The organism is Pseudomonas sp. T1.Ur (assembly GCF_023516725.1).
Taxonomy (GTDB): Bacteria; Pseudomonadota; Gammaproteobacteria; order Pseudomonadales; family Pseudomonadaceae; genus Aquipseudomonas; species Aquipseudomonas alvandae.
Genome location: NZ_JAMGSN010000001.1, coordinates 3764717 through 3779447 on the forward strand (window position 1 = coordinate 3764717; position 14731 = coordinate 3779447).

Here is a 14731-nt window from a genome sequence, read left to right on the forward strand (position 1 = left end):
TATGGGGGTCGAGCCATCTGCCGTTGGGTTATCGGTTCGGTATCGCAGACTGGCTCAGGCTAAATCGGGCTCTCTTGTGCACACGCGAGCAAGCGTCTGCACCGGGCCTTGTGGATGCGAATGCTCGCATCGTCAGCCAATTAAATTAACCCAGGAACAAGCAAAACGCCCTGCACAATCCTGCACGAATGAATTTCGACAGAACACCCAGAGCGTTTTACCAGGCTCGATCCTGCCCTTCCTGAATCGGAACAATCACGGCCAGTACGTCCGTCATCCACTGATTTCTGCAAGAAATCGGCTCCCCTGTAGGCAACTTCCTAAGGAATAGGAAGGCGCCTCTATAGGACGCTTCTGATTTTTCAGAACGGGCGGTTTGCCTATGGTATCTGCCCTTCGCCGTGAGCCAATCTGGTCCCCTCGACAACAAAAAACCACGCGCCATGAGCGTGGTTTTCCAGGGGCATCCATGACTAACCCACTCCCGACCTTCTTCGACCACAGCCGCCACACCCTGCGAATCTCCGGCCTCGACGCCCACCTCGACGTCCTCGCCTTCACCGGCGAGGAACACCTGAGTCGTCCCTACCTCTACCGCATCGAATTCACCTGCACCGAGCGCGACCTGGCGGCCACCGACGTGCTCAACCGGTGGGGTTATTTCAACCTGTACGCCGTGCCGCCACCGCCGACGCCCAAGGGCTTCACGCCGCCGGTGATCAAGCCGCTGCGCGCCTTTCATGGCGTGATCTCAGGCTTCAAGCGCCTGTCCGGCTCCAACGACGAAGCCCGCTATGAAATCACCTTGCAACCGCGTTTCGCGCGGCTTGGGCGCGGCAAGCAGTTTCGGATCTACCAGCAGCAGTCGGTGCCCGAGATCGTCGAGCACATCCTGCGCACGCGCCACGATTTTCGTGGCGAGGAGTTCTATTTCAACCTGGTGCGCCAGTACCCTCGGCGCGAACAGGTCATGCAATACGACGAGAGCGACCTGGCCTTCGTCGAGCGCCTGCTGGCCGAGGTCGGCATCTGGTACCGCGTCACCAGCGACGATCGCCTGAACATCGACGTGGTGGAATTTCACGACGACCAGCGGCACTACCAGCGCGGCGTCACGTTGCCGTGTCGCCCGCCGTCGGGCTTGTCCGCCGATGGCCAGGACGCCGTCTGGAACCTGCAGACCGCCCACCGGATGGTCGAGCAAACCATCAATTTTCGCGCCTACCATCACCGCGAGGCCCATGCCTTCCTGGACGGCGAAGTCGACCACACCCGAGGCGCCAAGGGCACCTACGGCGAGGCCTATCACTACGGCGAACCCTACACGGTGCTGGGCGAGCGCTACGCCCTGGACGAAGACCTGCAAAGCGAAAGCGGCTTCTTCTACGCCCGCCTGCGCCATGAGCTCTACCTCAACGACCAGACCCGCCTCAGCGGCACCACCAGCAGCGCCATCCTGGCCCCGGCGCAGCGCCTCGACATCACCGGCGGCCCGCCGAAGGCCTTCGAGCCCGGCGCGGTGATCGTCAGCCTGCGCACCGAAGCGGCCCGCGACCGCAGCTTCGTCGCCCACTTCCAGGCCATTCCCTACTCGGAAACCGTGTGCTTTCGCCCAGCGCTGCTGCCCAAGCCGCACATGAGCGGCACCCTCCCCGCCCGCGTCAGCCACCCGGTCGTCAACCCGCCCTACGCCGACCTCGACTTCGAAGGCCGCTACAAAGTGCGCTTCCTGTTCGACCGCGACACCTGGCAACCCGGCCGCGAAAGCGCCTGGCTGCGCCTGGCCCGACCCTACGGCGGCGACACCCACGGCCTGCACTTCCCGCTGCAGGCCGGCACCGAAGTGGCGATCGCCTTCGAACACGGCGACCCCGACCGCCCCTACATCGCCCACGCCCTGCACGATGACCGCCACCCGGACCCGGTCACCGCCCGCAACGAACGCCGCAACGTCCTGCGCACCCCGACCAACAACAAACTGCGCCTGGACGACACCCGCGGGGAGGAACACATCAAGCTCAGCACCGAACACAGCGGCAAGAGCCAGTTGAACCTGGGGCATCTGGTGGATGCCGAGCGCAAGAAACGTGGGGAAGGGTTTGAGTTGCGCACCGATGGCTGGGGCGCGATCCGGGGTGGCAGGGGGGTGTTTATCAGTGCGGATGAGCAGGTCAAGGCCAAGGGTGAACAGCTGGATATGACGGCCGCCATTGAACAGTTGGAAAGCGCGCTTTCCCTGGCGCGCTCCTTGGCCGAAGCGGCCCGTAGCGCTCAAGCAACGCCAAGCGACATCGACAGCCAGCAACGTCTGAACCAGGCACTCAACGGATTGAAGCAACCTGGCGTACTGCTGCACGCCCCAAGCGGGATCGGCATGGTCAGCCCCGAAGCCGTATGCCTGGCCTCCGGCGCCGAAAGCGTTGGCATCATCGCTGCGCACAACGCTGATATCGGCGCAGGCCACAATATCACCGCCACCGCGCAGGGCGGCATCAGCGTAGTGGCCAAAGCAGCCGGCCTACAACTCAAGGCTGCCGAAGGGAAGGTCGAGCTACATGCTCAAGGCAACGATCTTCATGCCTTGGCGAAGACCGACGTGAAGATCGAAAGCGTTCAAGGGCGCGTGGAAATCAGTGCTCCACAGGAGTTGGTACTCAACTGTGGTGGCGCCTACATCCGCCTGAAAGACGGTGATATCGAATTGGGTGCGCCGGGCAATATTTATTTGAAGGCCACCCATGTGGAAAAAACCAATGGGGCCAGCCTGAACACACCCGCATCCCCTATACCAGCCGGTTATGCCGCCGGCTATACGCTCAAAGACGACGTCCAGGCAGCGATGCCGTTTGCCCGCTATCGCGTTACGACCCAACAGGGGGATGTGTTCAATGGGGTAACGGACAGGGATGGGCGGACCATGAGTGTCAATACCTTGGTGCCGGGGGATTTGCGGGTTGAATTGCCTGAGGCAGTTTATGACGAACAACTTCGCTTGATCGGTCCTAACGGTGATTTGGCAAGCAATCTCAGATATTCGGTCACCTTGGTGGATGGCAGCACCGTGGAAGGCGTGACGGATGAACAGGGTTACACGGGGCGCCTCGTAACCGAAAAACCCTTACAGATCACTCAGCTGAAGCTCTTTCCTCCTGAAAAAATGGAATCTTTCTGCTGCGCGGCACTTAACGCTCAGACGTCACTGGACATTGATTTGAGGCCCTTGGACGTTTCTACCAACGACACGAATGTCGGCACCTCCACCCGAAACATCCCGCTGCCTGAAGGCAAAAAACGAGCGCTGACTGCGGGCGAGATCGCCATGGCTAGAACCGTATTCAAGGATGCAATCAACTATACGAAAGTCAAAGTACATCACGGTGGGTGGTGGTTGTTTCTGGGATTCCAGAATACGGCTGTTACACCCAATGGGGAGATGTATTACCCGCAAAGTACAATGTTCTATAGAGACGATTTTTCCGCAACGGGTAATGGCCGGGATAAAGCGCTGTTCATGCATGAAATGACGCATGTGTGGCAATACCAGTTGGGTTTCCCCGTAAAAAAATCGGGCATGACGGTGACTAGCAGAGGGGCGGCAGCCTACGAATATACTTTGTACAATGACAGCACATTTGCGGAGTACAACATGGAACAACAGGGGGAGATTGTTTCGGACTACTACTTGATTTGCGTTGAGCGCGAACCAAACTCCGTCTGGAATCACAACAATCGAACCAAAAATCCGAGCCTATTGGCACTAGTATTGAAGGACCTCATGCTCAATCCTTCTAACAAACGCCATTTGCCAAGTTGAGAAACGTCATGAGGCCTTTCCTATCGTTTTTTTGCGTTGCATTGGGCGCACTTTCTTCTCCAATCGCGGCTACCCCATGGGGAATGCCCGGCGAAGCAGTTATCGATTCAGATAACGGAGAAATGCTTATTTGCGTGCCAAAAGCAGCCCCGAACAGCATAAGGCTTGATTCGATATGGGTGTCTGAGAAAAACCTGCGGGATGGAAGGCGCAAGCCAATGTGGGAAATTGAACTGGACCAAAACGGCACGCCTATCCATCTAGAACCTGGAGGTTGTGTTTCCTATGGCTTCTTGCCGTCTGGATATCACGAGCAGGTGGCGTCGAAGTCGTTGAGCCCCGGGAACACGTATTACGCAAGAATGAACCTTATCGTTGCCAACCCGGTTCGTCAGAGCATTCTTTTCTATGATGCGGTTTTCTGTGTGGGACAGAGGCGCGACGGAACGCTTTATTACCGGCAGAACCGGTACGAACCTGATGGAGGAACTGTTAAGGCTGCTTGTTGAATGATAGAGCCCACGGAAGAAGCGCCGGGATAAGCCCAGTTATCCCGGCCCGTCGGTTGAGTCGCAGACCGTCCCAAACCCAACTGCCGATCTGCTCCCCTCAGTACCGATTAGGCTCCATCTCAAGATTAACCTGAAACCGCTCCGCGATGTCCTTCTGGATCCGCCGAGCCAGGTCCAGCAACTCCAGTCCCGTGGCATTGCCGTAATTGACCAACACCAGCGCCTGCAACTTATGCACCCCGGCGTCGCCTTCACGAAAACCTTTCCAGCCGGCCCGTTCGATCAACCAGCCGGCAGCGATTTTCATTTGGCCGCCAGGCTGTGGATAAGCCACCAGGTCGGCGTACTGCTCTTTGAGATGCGCCACGTGAGCGGCTGGCACCAACGGGTTCTTGAAGAAGCTGCCGGCGTTGCCCAGCACGGCTGGGTCTGGGAGTTTTTCGCTGCGGATGCTGCAGATAGCCCGGCTGACGTCCGTGGGCGTTGCCTGGTCGATGCCTTGTTCGGTCAACCGCTGGCGCACCGGGCCGTACTCCAGATGCAAATGAGCGACACGACTGAGGGCGAAGCGCACCCGCAGGATCAACCAGCGATCGGCCTGCTGCTTGAACAGGCTGTCGCGGTAGGCAAAAGCACATTCATCGAGGGTGAAATCGCGCAGCTCGCCGGTGTAGCGATCCAGCGCGGTGAGGCCGGCAAAGACGTCCTTTATCTCAACGCCGTAGGCTCCGATGTTTTGCATCGGCGCCGCGCCCACCGTTCCGGGAATCAGGCTGAGGTTTTCCAGGCCCGCCCAACCTTGGGCCAGTGTGTGCTGGACAAATGGATGCCACGGCTCCCCCGCTTCGGCCTCGACCACCACCCGCTCGCCATCATCGCTGAGCAGGCGGATTCCCTGGCTGGCCATGCGCAGCACCAGTGCATCGATGTCTCCAGTCAACAGCAGATTGCTGCCACCACCGATGACCAGCAGCGGAACGTCGTGACCCGCGGCGTAAGCCAGGGCCTCGCGAACATCCGTATCGCTATTGGCCTCGGCGAACAGCCGGGCGTTGACGTCCACGCCAAAGCTGTTGAACGGCTTGAGACTGACGTCAGCCTGGACTTGCAAGCTCATAACCGCCCCTTCAATTCGATCACCAGACGATCCGTGGCGCGCTCGATCAGGTCCAGCACCTGCTCGAAACCTTGCTCACCGTCGTAGTACGGGTCGGGTACATCGTCGAGTTCGGCCTCGTAACGCCGCAGGAACAGATCCAGTTCCGCGCGGGCATTGGCCGGTTGCAGGGCCTTGAGGTTGCGCAGGTTGCTGCTGTCCATCGCCAGGATCAGGTCGTAGGCGGCGAAATCGGCCCGCGTTACCTGACGGGCACGTTGGGCCGACAAGTCGTAGCCGCGACGCAGGGCCGCGGCCATGCTGCGTTTGTCCGGCGCCTTGCCGACGTGCCAGTCGCCAGTACCGGCGGAAGCGACTTCCACCTGCCCCTCCAGCCCGGCCTCGCGCAACTTGTGGCGCAAGATGCCTTCGGCAGTGGGCGACCGGCAGATATTGCCCAGACAAACGAACAAAACCCGCATCAAGCCTCCAACAGGCGACGGATGCGCTCAAGGTCTTCAATGGTATCGACACCGGTCGGCGGGGCGATCAGCGCATCGGCAACATGGATTCGCACGCCATGCCACAAGGCACGCAGTTGTTCCAGGGATTCGGTGTTTTCCAGCCAGCACGGCCCCCACGCCACGAAGTCCTGGAGGAAACCGGCGCGGTAGGCATAGATGCCGATGTGACGACGGTACGGCACGCCTTCGGGCAACACGTCCGGGTTCTTGGCGAATGCCTCCCGGGCCCACGGCAACGTCGCCCGACTGAAGGTCAGCGCCAGGCCATTGAGGTCGCTGACAACCTTGACCACGCTGGGATTGAACAGGGTCTGCACGTCCTCGATCGGCTCGGCCAGGGTAGCCATCTGTGCTTCGGGATGAGCCGCCAGGTTGGCCGCGACCTGATCGATCACGCTCGGAGGAATCAACGGCTCGTCACCTTGCACGTTGACCACGATGGCATCGGGCGGCAGGCCGAGTTTGCCGGCCACCTCCGCCAGGCGATCGGTACCGGAATTATGATCCTCACGGGTCATCACCACCTCGGCGCCGAAGCCCTTGCAGGCTTCCTCGATGCGCGCGTCATCGGTCGCGACCACCACGCGTTGGGCGCTGCTCTTGCTGGCCTGCTCCCAGACATGCTGGATCATCGGCTTGCCGGCGATCAACAGCAGCGGCTTGCCCGGTAAACGCGTCGAGGCAAAGCGCGACGGAATAACAACGGTAAAGACAGTGGTCATTTATCCAGGCGCTCGTCAGTGGTCAGGGTGCGGGCTTCGCTCTCGAGCATCACCGGGATGCCGTCGCGAATCGGATAGGCCAATCCGGCGCCCTTGCTGATCAGCTCGGTCTTGTCGGCGCTGAGCTTGAGCGGGCCTTTGCAGACCGGGCAAGCCAGGATATCGAGCAGTTTGGTGTCCATGTAATTCCCCTGGATAAAACGTGTTAAGGCAAGAGTCGATCCGGCAACAGGCGCATCAGCTGCGTATCGAACCAGGCCGCGAAGGCCGGCGACGGAGCTGCGTCCACCGCCAGGTACCACCAGTCGGGCGCGGCGAAGGCGCGGCATTTGACTGCGTCCTTTTCCGTCATCACCACCGGCAGCGACGGCGTGAAGCTCAAGGCCTGGGCGCTGTATTCGGCATGGTCGGCAAACCCGTGCGGTATGGGCCGCCAGTGTAGCGTTTCGAGGGTCTTGAAGAAACGCTGGGGATTGCCGATACCGGCCACGGCGTGCAGGGCCTGGCCCGCTGGAAAGTGGTCGAGGGAGCATCGTTCACCGCTGGCCAGGTTGACCAGCGCGGTGGGCCGCAACTCGAAGGCAAAGCCGTCTTCGCGATCAGCGGCGGCGCCGTTGAAGAGCACGGCATCGACCGATTGCAGGCGCTCGACCGGCTCGCGCAACGGGCCGGCGGGCAGGCAACGCCTATTCCCCAGGCCACGGGCGTTGTCGATCAATACCAGTTCAAGATCGCGGGCCAGCCGATAATGCTGCATGCCGTCGTCCGACAGGATCAGGTCCAGCGGCTCGGCCTCCAGCAAAGCCCGGACAGCCCGGCTGCGATCGGGATCGATCATCAACGGCACGCCGGTGCGCTGGACAATCAGCAATGGCTCGTCACCGGCGATGCCGGCGCCTTGGCTGGCCTCGACTCGCCATGGCAAATGCGGCGGCTTGGCACCGTAACCCCGGCTGACCACGCCGACCCGCAGGCCACTGCGCTGGCAATGCTCGATCATCCACAAGATCAACGGCGTCTTGCCAGTGCCGCCCACGGTGATATTGCCGACCACGACCAGCGGCACGGGCGGCTGGTAGATCTCGCCCTCGCCCGCCAGGAAACGCTCGCGCTTGCCGACCACGACGCGGCGGTACAGCCATTCCAGCGGTCGTAGCAGCGCCAAGGCGGGATGCCCTTCATACCAGGCGGCAAGCAATCGATCGGACATGGCCATCAAGGTGCAGGTGCCGCCTCGACCGTCGTCATGCGCAGATGGCTGAAGCCGAGCTTGCCGGCTGCGTCCATGGCAGTGATGACCGATTGATGGGGCGTCTTGCCGTCGGCGCTGATGGACAGCGGCAGGCTGGTGTCACCGCCGGATTCCTTCTGCAAGGCCTCGATCAGGCTAGCGAGGTCACTTTTGGGCAGCAAATGGTTGTTCACCGAGAACGTCCCTTCGGCGCTGATCGTGACTTCGAGGTTCTTCAATTGCTGGTCTTCAGCCGGCGAGCCACTGACGGCCTCCGGCAATTCGACCTTGAGCTGGGTTTCCCGGGTGAACGTGGTCGTCACGACAAAAAACAGCAGGAGGATGAATACCACGTCGATCAGCGACGCGAGATTGATCTCGATGTTTTCCCGTGGTTTGCGGCGGAATTTCACTTCTTGCCCCCGGCCAGGTCCACATCACGGTCGCCCTGAACCACCTCGACCAGCTTGATGGCTTCCTGCTCCATGCCGACCACCAGTTCGTCGACGCGGCGCTGCAGGAAACGATGGAAAAACACCGAGGGGATCCCCACCATCAAACCGGCGGCGGTGGTGATCAAGGCTTTGGAAATACCGCCGGCCAGCACCGAGGCGTTAGTGGTCATGCCGCTACCGGTAAAGGCGCTGAAAATATCGATCATGCCCAGTACCGTACCCAGCAGGCCCAACAGCGGCGCCATCGCGGCGATGGTGCCCAAGGCATTGAGGTAGCGCTCCAGTTCATGGATGACCCGGGCCGCCGCCTCTTCGATGCATTCCTTCATGATCTCGCGACCATGCTTGGAGTTGGCCAGGCCCGCGGCAAGGATTTCTCCCAGCGGCGAACTGGCCCGCAGTTCCTTGAGCTTGTCCTTGTTCAGTTGCTTGTCCTTGATCCAGACCCAGACCTGCCCGAGCAAATGCTCCGGGGTTACGCGACTGGCCCGCAGGGTCCACAGGCGTTCGGCAACGATACCCAGTGCCGCGATGGAACTCAGAATGATCGGCAACATCATCCAGCCGCCGGATTTGACCAATTCCCACACAGTGACAGCCCCCTCGAAAAAGTGCGCCACTTTATCATACAGACTCGCCGTGCAGGCCCGCCCAGCCAACAACGCAACCCACAACACTGAGGCAGGTCAATGCCGGGGCGGCGGCCCAGCAGACGGCGGCTCGCGCCAGTAGCGGCGATTCCCAGCCTCGGCGTGCGCGGGTCCGAATGCACCCAGTTGCAGACGAATGGCGCCCTGCTCGGCGCTGTCGTGGATCGCCATGCCCAATTTCCTATAGCGTTGCATGACCCAGGGATGCGGATGGCCGAATGCGTTGTTTCGCCCTCGGGAAATCAATACCGAATGCGGCTTGAGATGCGCCAGCAGCGCCATCGACGACGAACTGCGACTGCCATGATGCGGCGCGGCCAGCCAATGAATCGGCGCCCCCAACGGCCCATCGAGCATGGCTCGCTCGGCGTGGGCATCGATATCTCCGGTCAACAGCAACCGCTCGCCGTCGGCTTCGATCAGCAAGACGCAGGACTTCTGGTTGCTTTCGACCGCTGACGCCCAGCGCCACAGCTCGAACCGGACCCCATCCCATTCCCAGCTCTCGCCGCTGTCGCATGGCCCCGCCAGCAGATCAGCGGGCAGCGCATCAGGATCGCCACTGATCACCCGAGTCGTCGCCAACCCATTGCGCACCGCTTGTGCTCCGCCGGCATGATCAGCGTCGGCGTGGCTGAGGAGCATCAGGTCCAACCGTTCCACACCAAGCTTGCGCAAGGTCGGAACCACCACGCGCTCGCCTGCATCGGCTTCGCCAAAGCGTGGCCCCGCGTCATATAGCAACGCATGCCGATGGGTACGCACCAGGACTGCCAGCCCCTGGCCGACGTCCAAATGCCAGATTTCAGCGCGTCCGTGGGGCACCTGTTCCCGAGGAGGAAACACGATCAGCATCAACATCGGCCAACCCAGGACACGCAGTGGCAGGCCCTTGGGCAGCAACAACAGCACAGCGCCGAGCCCCGCGATACACAGCGCCCAAAACGGGACAGCGGGAGGCATCCAGGCCGCCATTCGCCCTGCAACCAGTTCAAGGCCTTTGAACAGCAGATCGAGCAACCCACCGGCGACCCACAGCAGGTTTTCCCCGACGCCCGGAACCGGCAGCAACGCCGTGCCAAGCAGTGCCGAGGGTAATACCAGCAAACTGATCCAGGGCACCGCCACCAGGTTGACCAACGGACCGCTCAGGCTGACCGGCAAGCCAAGGATCAATAACAACGGGCATAGGCCGAGCGCAATCAGCCACTGGGCTCGGGTCCAGGTCTGCCACCAGCGCCAAGGGCCCAGGCGACCGCCGAAGGTGAACATCAATATCGCGACGGCGGCAAACGACAACCAGAACCCGGGGCGCAGGCTCGCCAGCGGATCGAACATCAACACGCCAATGAAGGCCAGCAGCCAGGCCCACCAAGGTTCGGCCTGGCGGTAACGCCAGCGCCACAGCAACACCAGACCGATCATCGTGCAGGCCCGCCGCACCGGCACTTCAAATCCGGCGAGCAAACCGTAGCCCAGGGCTGCGGCGAACGCCAGGGCGCAGGCCCAGGGCAACCACGGCAGACGCGCCGGCCAAACGCCATAACGCGCCGCGCCAGCCACCAGCAGGTATACCAGGCCAGCGAACAAGCCGATGTGCTGGCCGGAAATCACCAGCAGATGGACCGTGCCGGTGTCTTGCAGCACTTGCCAGTCTTCGCGGCTCAATCCAGCCCCGTCGCCAAGGACCAGCGCCACCAGCGCACCGGAACGTCCTTGGGCATCGACCTTTGCCAACGCCTGGCGCACCCCATCGCGCCAAGCGCCCTGGGCCGGCTGCACCCGCAAGCCGTCCTTGACGCTGCCGGTCGCGCCGATGCCGCGGCTCAGCAGCCACGCTTCGTAGTCGAAACCATGGGGGTTGAGCAACCCGACGGGCCGCTTGAGCTTCACTGCCAGGCGCCACTTTTCACCGCTCTTGACCGGCGGCCCGCCATACCAGGCCAGACGCATCAATGCAGGCAAGCGCGTGCGTCGGGAGTGGGCATCGGCCAGCTCGAAACGCACCATGCCCTCACCGTATTGCGGCAAACCAACGATGTTTCCCTCGACCCAGCGGGTTTCACCGTCCAGGGCAGCGGGCAATCGGTCATCCAGCGCAAGCTGCGCCCCAACGCAGGCCCAGGCCAATCCGAGCAGAAAAAAACTGGCCGGGTGGGTGCGAAACGGCAACATGACCAGCGCTGCCATCGCCATCGCCACGATCAGCCACAGCGGCGGCAAGGCCGGTAAGAAAATCGGGACCAGCAACCCGAGTGCGAGCGCGATCATCGCTGTGCGCATAAGCCCATCCTTGAGAGTTCCCTCTAAGGCTTAGCCGGTCTGCGGCACCCCGAACGTTATCAATTGTCACAAAGTCTGAATCTGCCGGCCGTAGAATCCGGACATACTTGCGGCCTGACTGCTTTGACCCGACCGAGAAGCCTTATGCCCCGGCGCCTATTCAAACGCTACATGCCTGACCCTGCGAGCATTCGGGAACACAAATCCTTACGCTTTCTTGGCACCCTGCTGCACGATCCCAACCTCTGGCACCTCAATCGCCATTCAGTGGCGCGGGCGATGGCCGTTGGCCTGTTCGCTGCTTTTCTACCGATACCGTTGCAGATGCTCGTGGCCGCCGCATTGGCCGTCGCCGTTCGCGGCAACATCCCGATTGCCGTGAGCCTGGTCTGGCTGACCAACCCCATCACCATGCCTGCGGTGTTTTTCTGTACCTATCAAACCGGCGCCTGGCTGATGGACGTACCCGCCCGTACGCTGCCGGACGAATTGACCTGGGCGTGGATTACCAATCAATTGTCAACGTTGTGGCAGCCGTTTTTGCTGGGTTCGGTGGTGACCGGGCTGGTGCTTGGGGCCTTGGCCTACTTCGTGACCATGAGTTACTGGCGCTGGTGGGTGGCGCGACAGTGGCGTCGGCGCAAAAAAAGCCGTATGTGAGATGCATAAAGGCCTCCTGGGAATGGAGGCCTTTTTTGTGGTGTTCTTATTGGCCTCTTCGCGAGCAAGCCCCACACATTCGATAGTCAGTGAACGCCAGATCAGCGTTCGACATAGATCAGTGTGGGAACGGGCTTGCTCGCGAAGAAGGCGCCGCGTCTTGTCAGGTGCGCATCCCGCGGCCGCTCACCAACAACCGCGCGCACCCCACATAAAGCACAACAGTCGCCACCAGCATGAACGTAATCGCAATACTGATCCGAATGTCCGAGACCCCAAGGATCCCATAGCGAAACGCGTTGACCATATGCAGCACCGGGTTGGCCAGGGACACGGTCTGCCAGAACGGTGGCAGCAACGAGATCGAATAGAACACGCCACCGAGGTAAGTCAGCGGCGTGAGCACGAAGGTCGGGATGATGGAGATGTCATCGAAGTTGCGCGCGAACACGGCATTGATGAAACCCAGCAGCGAAAAGATCGTGGCCGTCAGGACTACCACCAGGATCGTCACCCCCAGGTGATGCACCTGCAGGTCCGTGAAAAACAGCGACAGCAAGGTCACGATCAGGCCCACCGCCAACCCTCGCAACACACCACCCAAAGTGAAGCCGATCAGGATTGTATGGGGCGAAACCGGCGAGACCATCAGTTCTTCGATCGAACGCTGGAACTTGCTGCCGAAGAAACTCGATACGACGTTGCCGTAGGAGTTGGTGATCACCGACATCATGATCAGTCCCGGCACGATGTAGTCCATGTACGTGAAGCCGCCCATGTCGCCGATCTGCCGACCGATCAGGTTGCCGAAGATCACGAAGTACAGAACCATCGTGATGGCCGGGGGCAGCAGGGTCTGCGGCCAGATCCGCATGAAGCGCCGGACTTCACGGTAGACAATGGTATTGAGGGCGATCAGGTTGGGTCGCAGTTCGGAACTCATACCGCCACCTTCGCCAGGTTTTTTTCCACCAGGGACACGAACAACTCCTCAAGGCGATTGGTCTTGTTGCGCAGGCTCAGCACTTCGATGTTTTGCAGGGCCAGTTGAGTGAACAGCCCGGTGATGCCGGCGGATTTGTCGACCTGGACTTCCAGGGTATGGCCGTCGAGCAACCGAGCCGGGTAGCCGATGAGCTGCGGGGCGACACTGAGGTCATGCTTGAGATCCAGCAGGAAGGTCTCCACATGCAACTGGCTCAGCAACTGCCGCATGCTGGTGTTCTCGACGATGGTGCCATGGTCGATGATGCCGATATTGCGGCACAACTGTTCGGCCTCTTCCAGGTAATGCGTGGTGAGGATGATGGTGATGCCTTTCTGGTTCAGCTCGGTCAGGAAGGTCCACATCGAACGGCGCAGCTCGATGTCCACGCCCGCGGTCGGTTCGTCGAGAATCAGCAGGCGCGGTTCGTGCACCAACGCACGGGCGATCATCAGGCGGCGCTTCATGCCGCCGGACAACGAGCGTGACGGCACGTCGCGCTTGTCCCACAGCCCCAGTTGGGTCAGGTATTGCTCGGCGCGTTCGTTGGCGATCTTTGGCGGAATGCCGTAGTAGCCGGCCTGGGTCACGACAATATCGAAGGTCTTTTCGAACTGGTTGAAATTGAATTCCTGGGGCACCACGCCAATGCAGCGCTTGAGCGCGGCGGGCTCGCGGTCCAGATCATGGCCGAATACGTTGACCGTGCCGCTGGTCTTGTTCACCAGGGTGGAAAGAATACCGATGGTGGTGGACTTGCCGGCGCCGTTAGGGCCAAGCAAGGCGAAGAAATCACCTTCGGCGACGTCCAGATCGATACCACTCAGGGCCTGGAAACCGTTGCCGTAGGTTTTGGTTAACTGCCGTATGGACAGAGCGGAACTCATATCGGATTACGCACCAAGAAGGGGAAAAGAGAAGAATAGATAAGGGCGTGCGACGAGCAATGCAACCACCCGCACGAAGGCAATGGTGCGTGGCGTCGCCGCACAAGTACAGTGAAGCGTGTCGATAGTAAGTATTAAGTCAACGTGGTCATCACGGCTTTGCGATAGGCCGGACGCTGCTGGAGCCGTGCGTACCAGGCTTGTACATTGGGCAGCGCGGCGCGCTCGATGGGCATCTCGAACCAGGCATAAATGAAACTGCCCAGGGGGATATCGCCCATGCCGATTTGATCACCGCTCAGGAAAGGCTGTTCGCCCAAGGCATGGTCGACCATCGCGAGCAAGTCATCGCACTCCTTGATTGCGGCCTTGATGGCGGCCCAATCCTGCTGCTCGGCCGGGGTGCGCAAGACGCCCCAGAACACCGTGCGAAACGGTGCGGCAAAACTCGACGTCGTCCAATCCATCCATTTTTCCGCCGTGGCCCGGACCTGCACGTCAGCGGGGTACCAGGCGGAATCCGGGGCGTGGCGAGCAACCAGATACCGGACGATGGTGTTCGACTCCCAGAGCACGAAGCCGTCGTCTTCTATCATCGGAACCCGGCCGTTGGGATTCTTCGCGCGGTATTCGGGCGTGTCCACCACACCGAACGCGCCGCCTGCATCAACGGACTCATAGATGAGCCCCAGTTCTTCGGCGCACCACAACGCCTTGCGCACGTTCGATGAATTCTTTCGGCCCCAGATCTTCAGCATCACGGCTTCCCTCGATGGATAAATGCCGCAGCAGCATACGCCGGATCAGCAATGGCTCAAATCACTGAGCAAGTGTGCGCCGCTAGACCTTCCCGAGCTGACAGGGCATTTACGCCAAACAATGTCGTTTTCTCACTTTGGCAACGAACGATTT

The 14731-nt window shown here is 60.9% G+C and carries 14 protein-coding genes; 3 read left to right on the plus strand and 11 right to left on the minus strand.

Annotated features, from left to right (window positions below):
- Positions 1–469: 469 nt before the first annotated feature.
- Together M8Q45_RS16715 and M8Q45_RS16720 are read left to right on the plus strand one after the other, a co-directional pair.
- On the plus strand, positions 470–3814 hold the full coding sequence (locus M8Q45_RS16715) for a type VI secretion system Vgr family protein (protein WP_249875652.1): 3345 nt from the start codon (positions 470–472) through the stop codon (positions 3812–3814).
- An 8-nt stretch (positions 3815–3822) separates the two neighbouring features.
- A complete protein-coding gene (locus M8Q45_RS16720; protein ID WP_249875653.1) occupies positions 3823–4323 on the plus strand; it encodes a hypothetical protein in 501 nt (166 codons plus the stop codon).
- A gap of 100 nt (positions 4324–4423) precedes the next feature.
- On the opposite strand, the gene murB is transcribed toward M8Q45_RS16720, so the two are convergent.
- The 8 genes from murB to M8Q45_RS16760 form a co-directional block, all read right to left on the minus strand.
- Positions 4424–5443: a UDP-N-acetylmuramate dehydrogenase gene (gene murB, locus M8Q45_RS16725; RefSeq protein WP_249875654.1), complete on the minus strand. Its 1020-nt coding sequence runs from the start codon at positions 5441–5443 to the stop codon at positions 4424–4426.
- Complete coding sequence (locus tag M8Q45_RS16730) at positions 5440–5904, minus strand: low molecular weight protein-tyrosine-phosphatase (protein WP_249875655.1); 465 nt, start codon at positions 5902–5904, stop codon at positions 5440–5442. The genes murB and M8Q45_RS16730 overlap by 4 nt, the downstream gene beginning before the upstream one ends.
- Entirely contained in the window at positions 5904–6668 is a 765-nt protein-coding gene (gene kdsB, locus M8Q45_RS16735) for a 3-deoxy-manno-octulosonate cytidylyltransferase (protein WP_249875656.1), read from the minus strand. Before kdsB ends, M8Q45_RS16730 begins: the two co-directional genes overlap by 1 nt.
- Positions 6665–6850, minus strand: coding sequence for a Trm112 family protein (locus M8Q45_RS16740; RefSeq protein WP_003179363.1), 186 nt, complete (start codon positions 6848–6850; stop codon positions 6665–6667). Before M8Q45_RS16740 ends, kdsB begins: the two co-directional genes overlap by 4 nt.
- Before the next feature lie 23 nt (positions 6851–6873).
- Positions 6874–7884 carry a tetraacyldisaccharide 4'-kinase gene (gene lpxK, locus M8Q45_RS16745; RefSeq protein ID WP_249875657.1) on the minus strand — a complete coding sequence of 337 codons (1011 nt, stop codon included), beginning with the start codon at positions 7882–7884 and terminating at the stop codon, positions 6874–6876.
- Entirely contained in the window at positions 7884–8312 is a 429-nt protein-coding gene (pocB, locus tag M8Q45_RS16750; protein ID WP_249875658.1) for a flagellar polar localization protein PocB, read from the minus strand. Before pocB ends, lpxK begins: the two co-directional genes overlap by 1 nt.
- Positions 8309–8944, minus strand: a complete 636-nt coding sequence (gene pocA, locus M8Q45_RS16755; protein ID WP_249875659.1) for a flagellar polar localization protein PocA — start codon at positions 8942–8944, stop codon at positions 8309–8311. Before pocA ends, pocB begins: the two co-directional genes overlap by 4 nt.
- Before the next feature lie 96 nt (positions 8945–9040).
- On the minus strand, positions 9041–11287 hold the full coding sequence (locus M8Q45_RS16760; protein ID WP_249875660.1) for a DNA internalization-related competence protein ComEC/Rec2: 2247 nt from the start codon (positions 11285–11287) through the stop codon (positions 9041–9043).
- 144 nt (positions 11288–11431) lie between these two features.
- Between M8Q45_RS16760 and M8Q45_RS16765 the strand changes: the two genes are divergently transcribed.
- Positions 11432–11947: a DUF2062 domain-containing protein gene (locus M8Q45_RS16765; protein ID WP_249875661.1), complete on the plus strand. Its 516-nt coding sequence runs from the start codon at positions 11432–11434 to the stop codon at positions 11945–11947.
- A gap of 163 nt (positions 11948–12110) precedes the next feature.
- Here M8Q45_RS16765 and M8Q45_RS16770 read toward each other — a convergent pair whose 3' ends face one another.
- The 3 genes from M8Q45_RS16770 to M8Q45_RS16780 all read right to left on the minus strand — a co-directional run bounded on the left by M8Q45_RS16770 (position 12111) and on the right by M8Q45_RS16780 (position 14577).
- Positions 12111–12890, minus strand: coding sequence for an ABC transporter permease (locus tag M8Q45_RS16770; RefSeq protein ID WP_181289921.1), 780 nt, complete (start codon positions 12888–12890; stop codon positions 12111–12113).
- Entirely contained in the window at positions 12887–13819 is a 933-nt protein-coding gene (locus tag M8Q45_RS16775; RefSeq protein WP_249875662.1) for an ABC transporter ATP-binding protein, read from the minus strand. Before M8Q45_RS16775 ends, M8Q45_RS16770 begins: the two co-directional genes overlap by 4 nt.
- Positions 13820–13953: 134 nt before the next feature.
- Positions 13954–14577: a glutathione S-transferase family protein gene (locus tag M8Q45_RS16780; protein WP_249875663.1), complete on the minus strand. Its 624-nt coding sequence runs from the start codon at positions 14575–14577 to the stop codon at positions 13954–13956.
- Positions 14578–14731 lie beyond the last annotated feature (154 nt).

Bases quoted from the DNA above. Each gene is read 5' to 3' on its own strand.
- M8Q45_RS16715 (WP_249875652.1), top strand. From the start codon at position 470: ATGACTAACCCACTCCCGACCTTCTTCGACCACAGCCGCCACACCCTG.
- M8Q45_RS16720 (WP_249875653.1), top strand. From the start codon at position 3,823: ATGAGGCCTTTCCTATCGTTTTTTTGCGTTGCATTGGGCGCACTTTCT.
- murB (WP_249875654.1), bottom strand. From the start codon at position 5,443: ATGAGCTTGCAAGTCCAGGCTGACGTCAGTCTCAAGCCGTTCAACAGC.
- M8Q45_RS16730 (WP_249875655.1), bottom strand. From the start codon at position 5,904: ATGCGGGTTTTGTTCGTTTGTCTGGGCAATATCTGCCGGTCGCCCACT.
- kdsB (WP_249875656.1), bottom strand. From the start codon at position 6,668: ATGACCACTGTCTTTACCGTTGTTATTCCGTCGCGCTTTGCCTCGACG.
- M8Q45_RS16740 (WP_003179363.1), bottom strand. From the start codon at position 6,850: ATGGACACCAAACTGCTCGATATCCTGGCTTGCCCGGTCTGCAAAGGC.
- lpxK (WP_249875657.1), bottom strand. From the start codon at position 7,884: ATGGCCATGTCCGATCGATTGCTTGCCGCCTGGTATGAAGGGCATCCC.
- M8Q45_RS16760 (WP_249875660.1), bottom strand. From the start codon at position 11,287: ATGCGCACAGCGATGATCGCGCTCGCACTCGGGTTGCTGGTCCCGATT.
- M8Q45_RS16765 (WP_249875661.1), top strand. From the start codon at position 11,432: ATGCCCCGGCGCCTATTCAAACGCTACATGCCTGACCCTGCGAGCATT.
- M8Q45_RS16770 (WP_181289921.1), bottom strand. From the start codon at position 12,890: ATGAGTTCCGAACTGCGACCCAACCTGATCGCCCTCAATACCATTGTC.
- M8Q45_RS16775 (WP_249875662.1), bottom strand. From the start codon at position 13,819: ATGAGTTCCGCTCTGTCCATACGGCAGTTAACCAAAACCTACGGCAAC.
- M8Q45_RS16780 (WP_249875663.1), bottom strand. From the start codon at position 14,577: ATGCTGAAGATCTGGGGCCGAAAGAATTCATCGAACGTGCGCAAGGCG.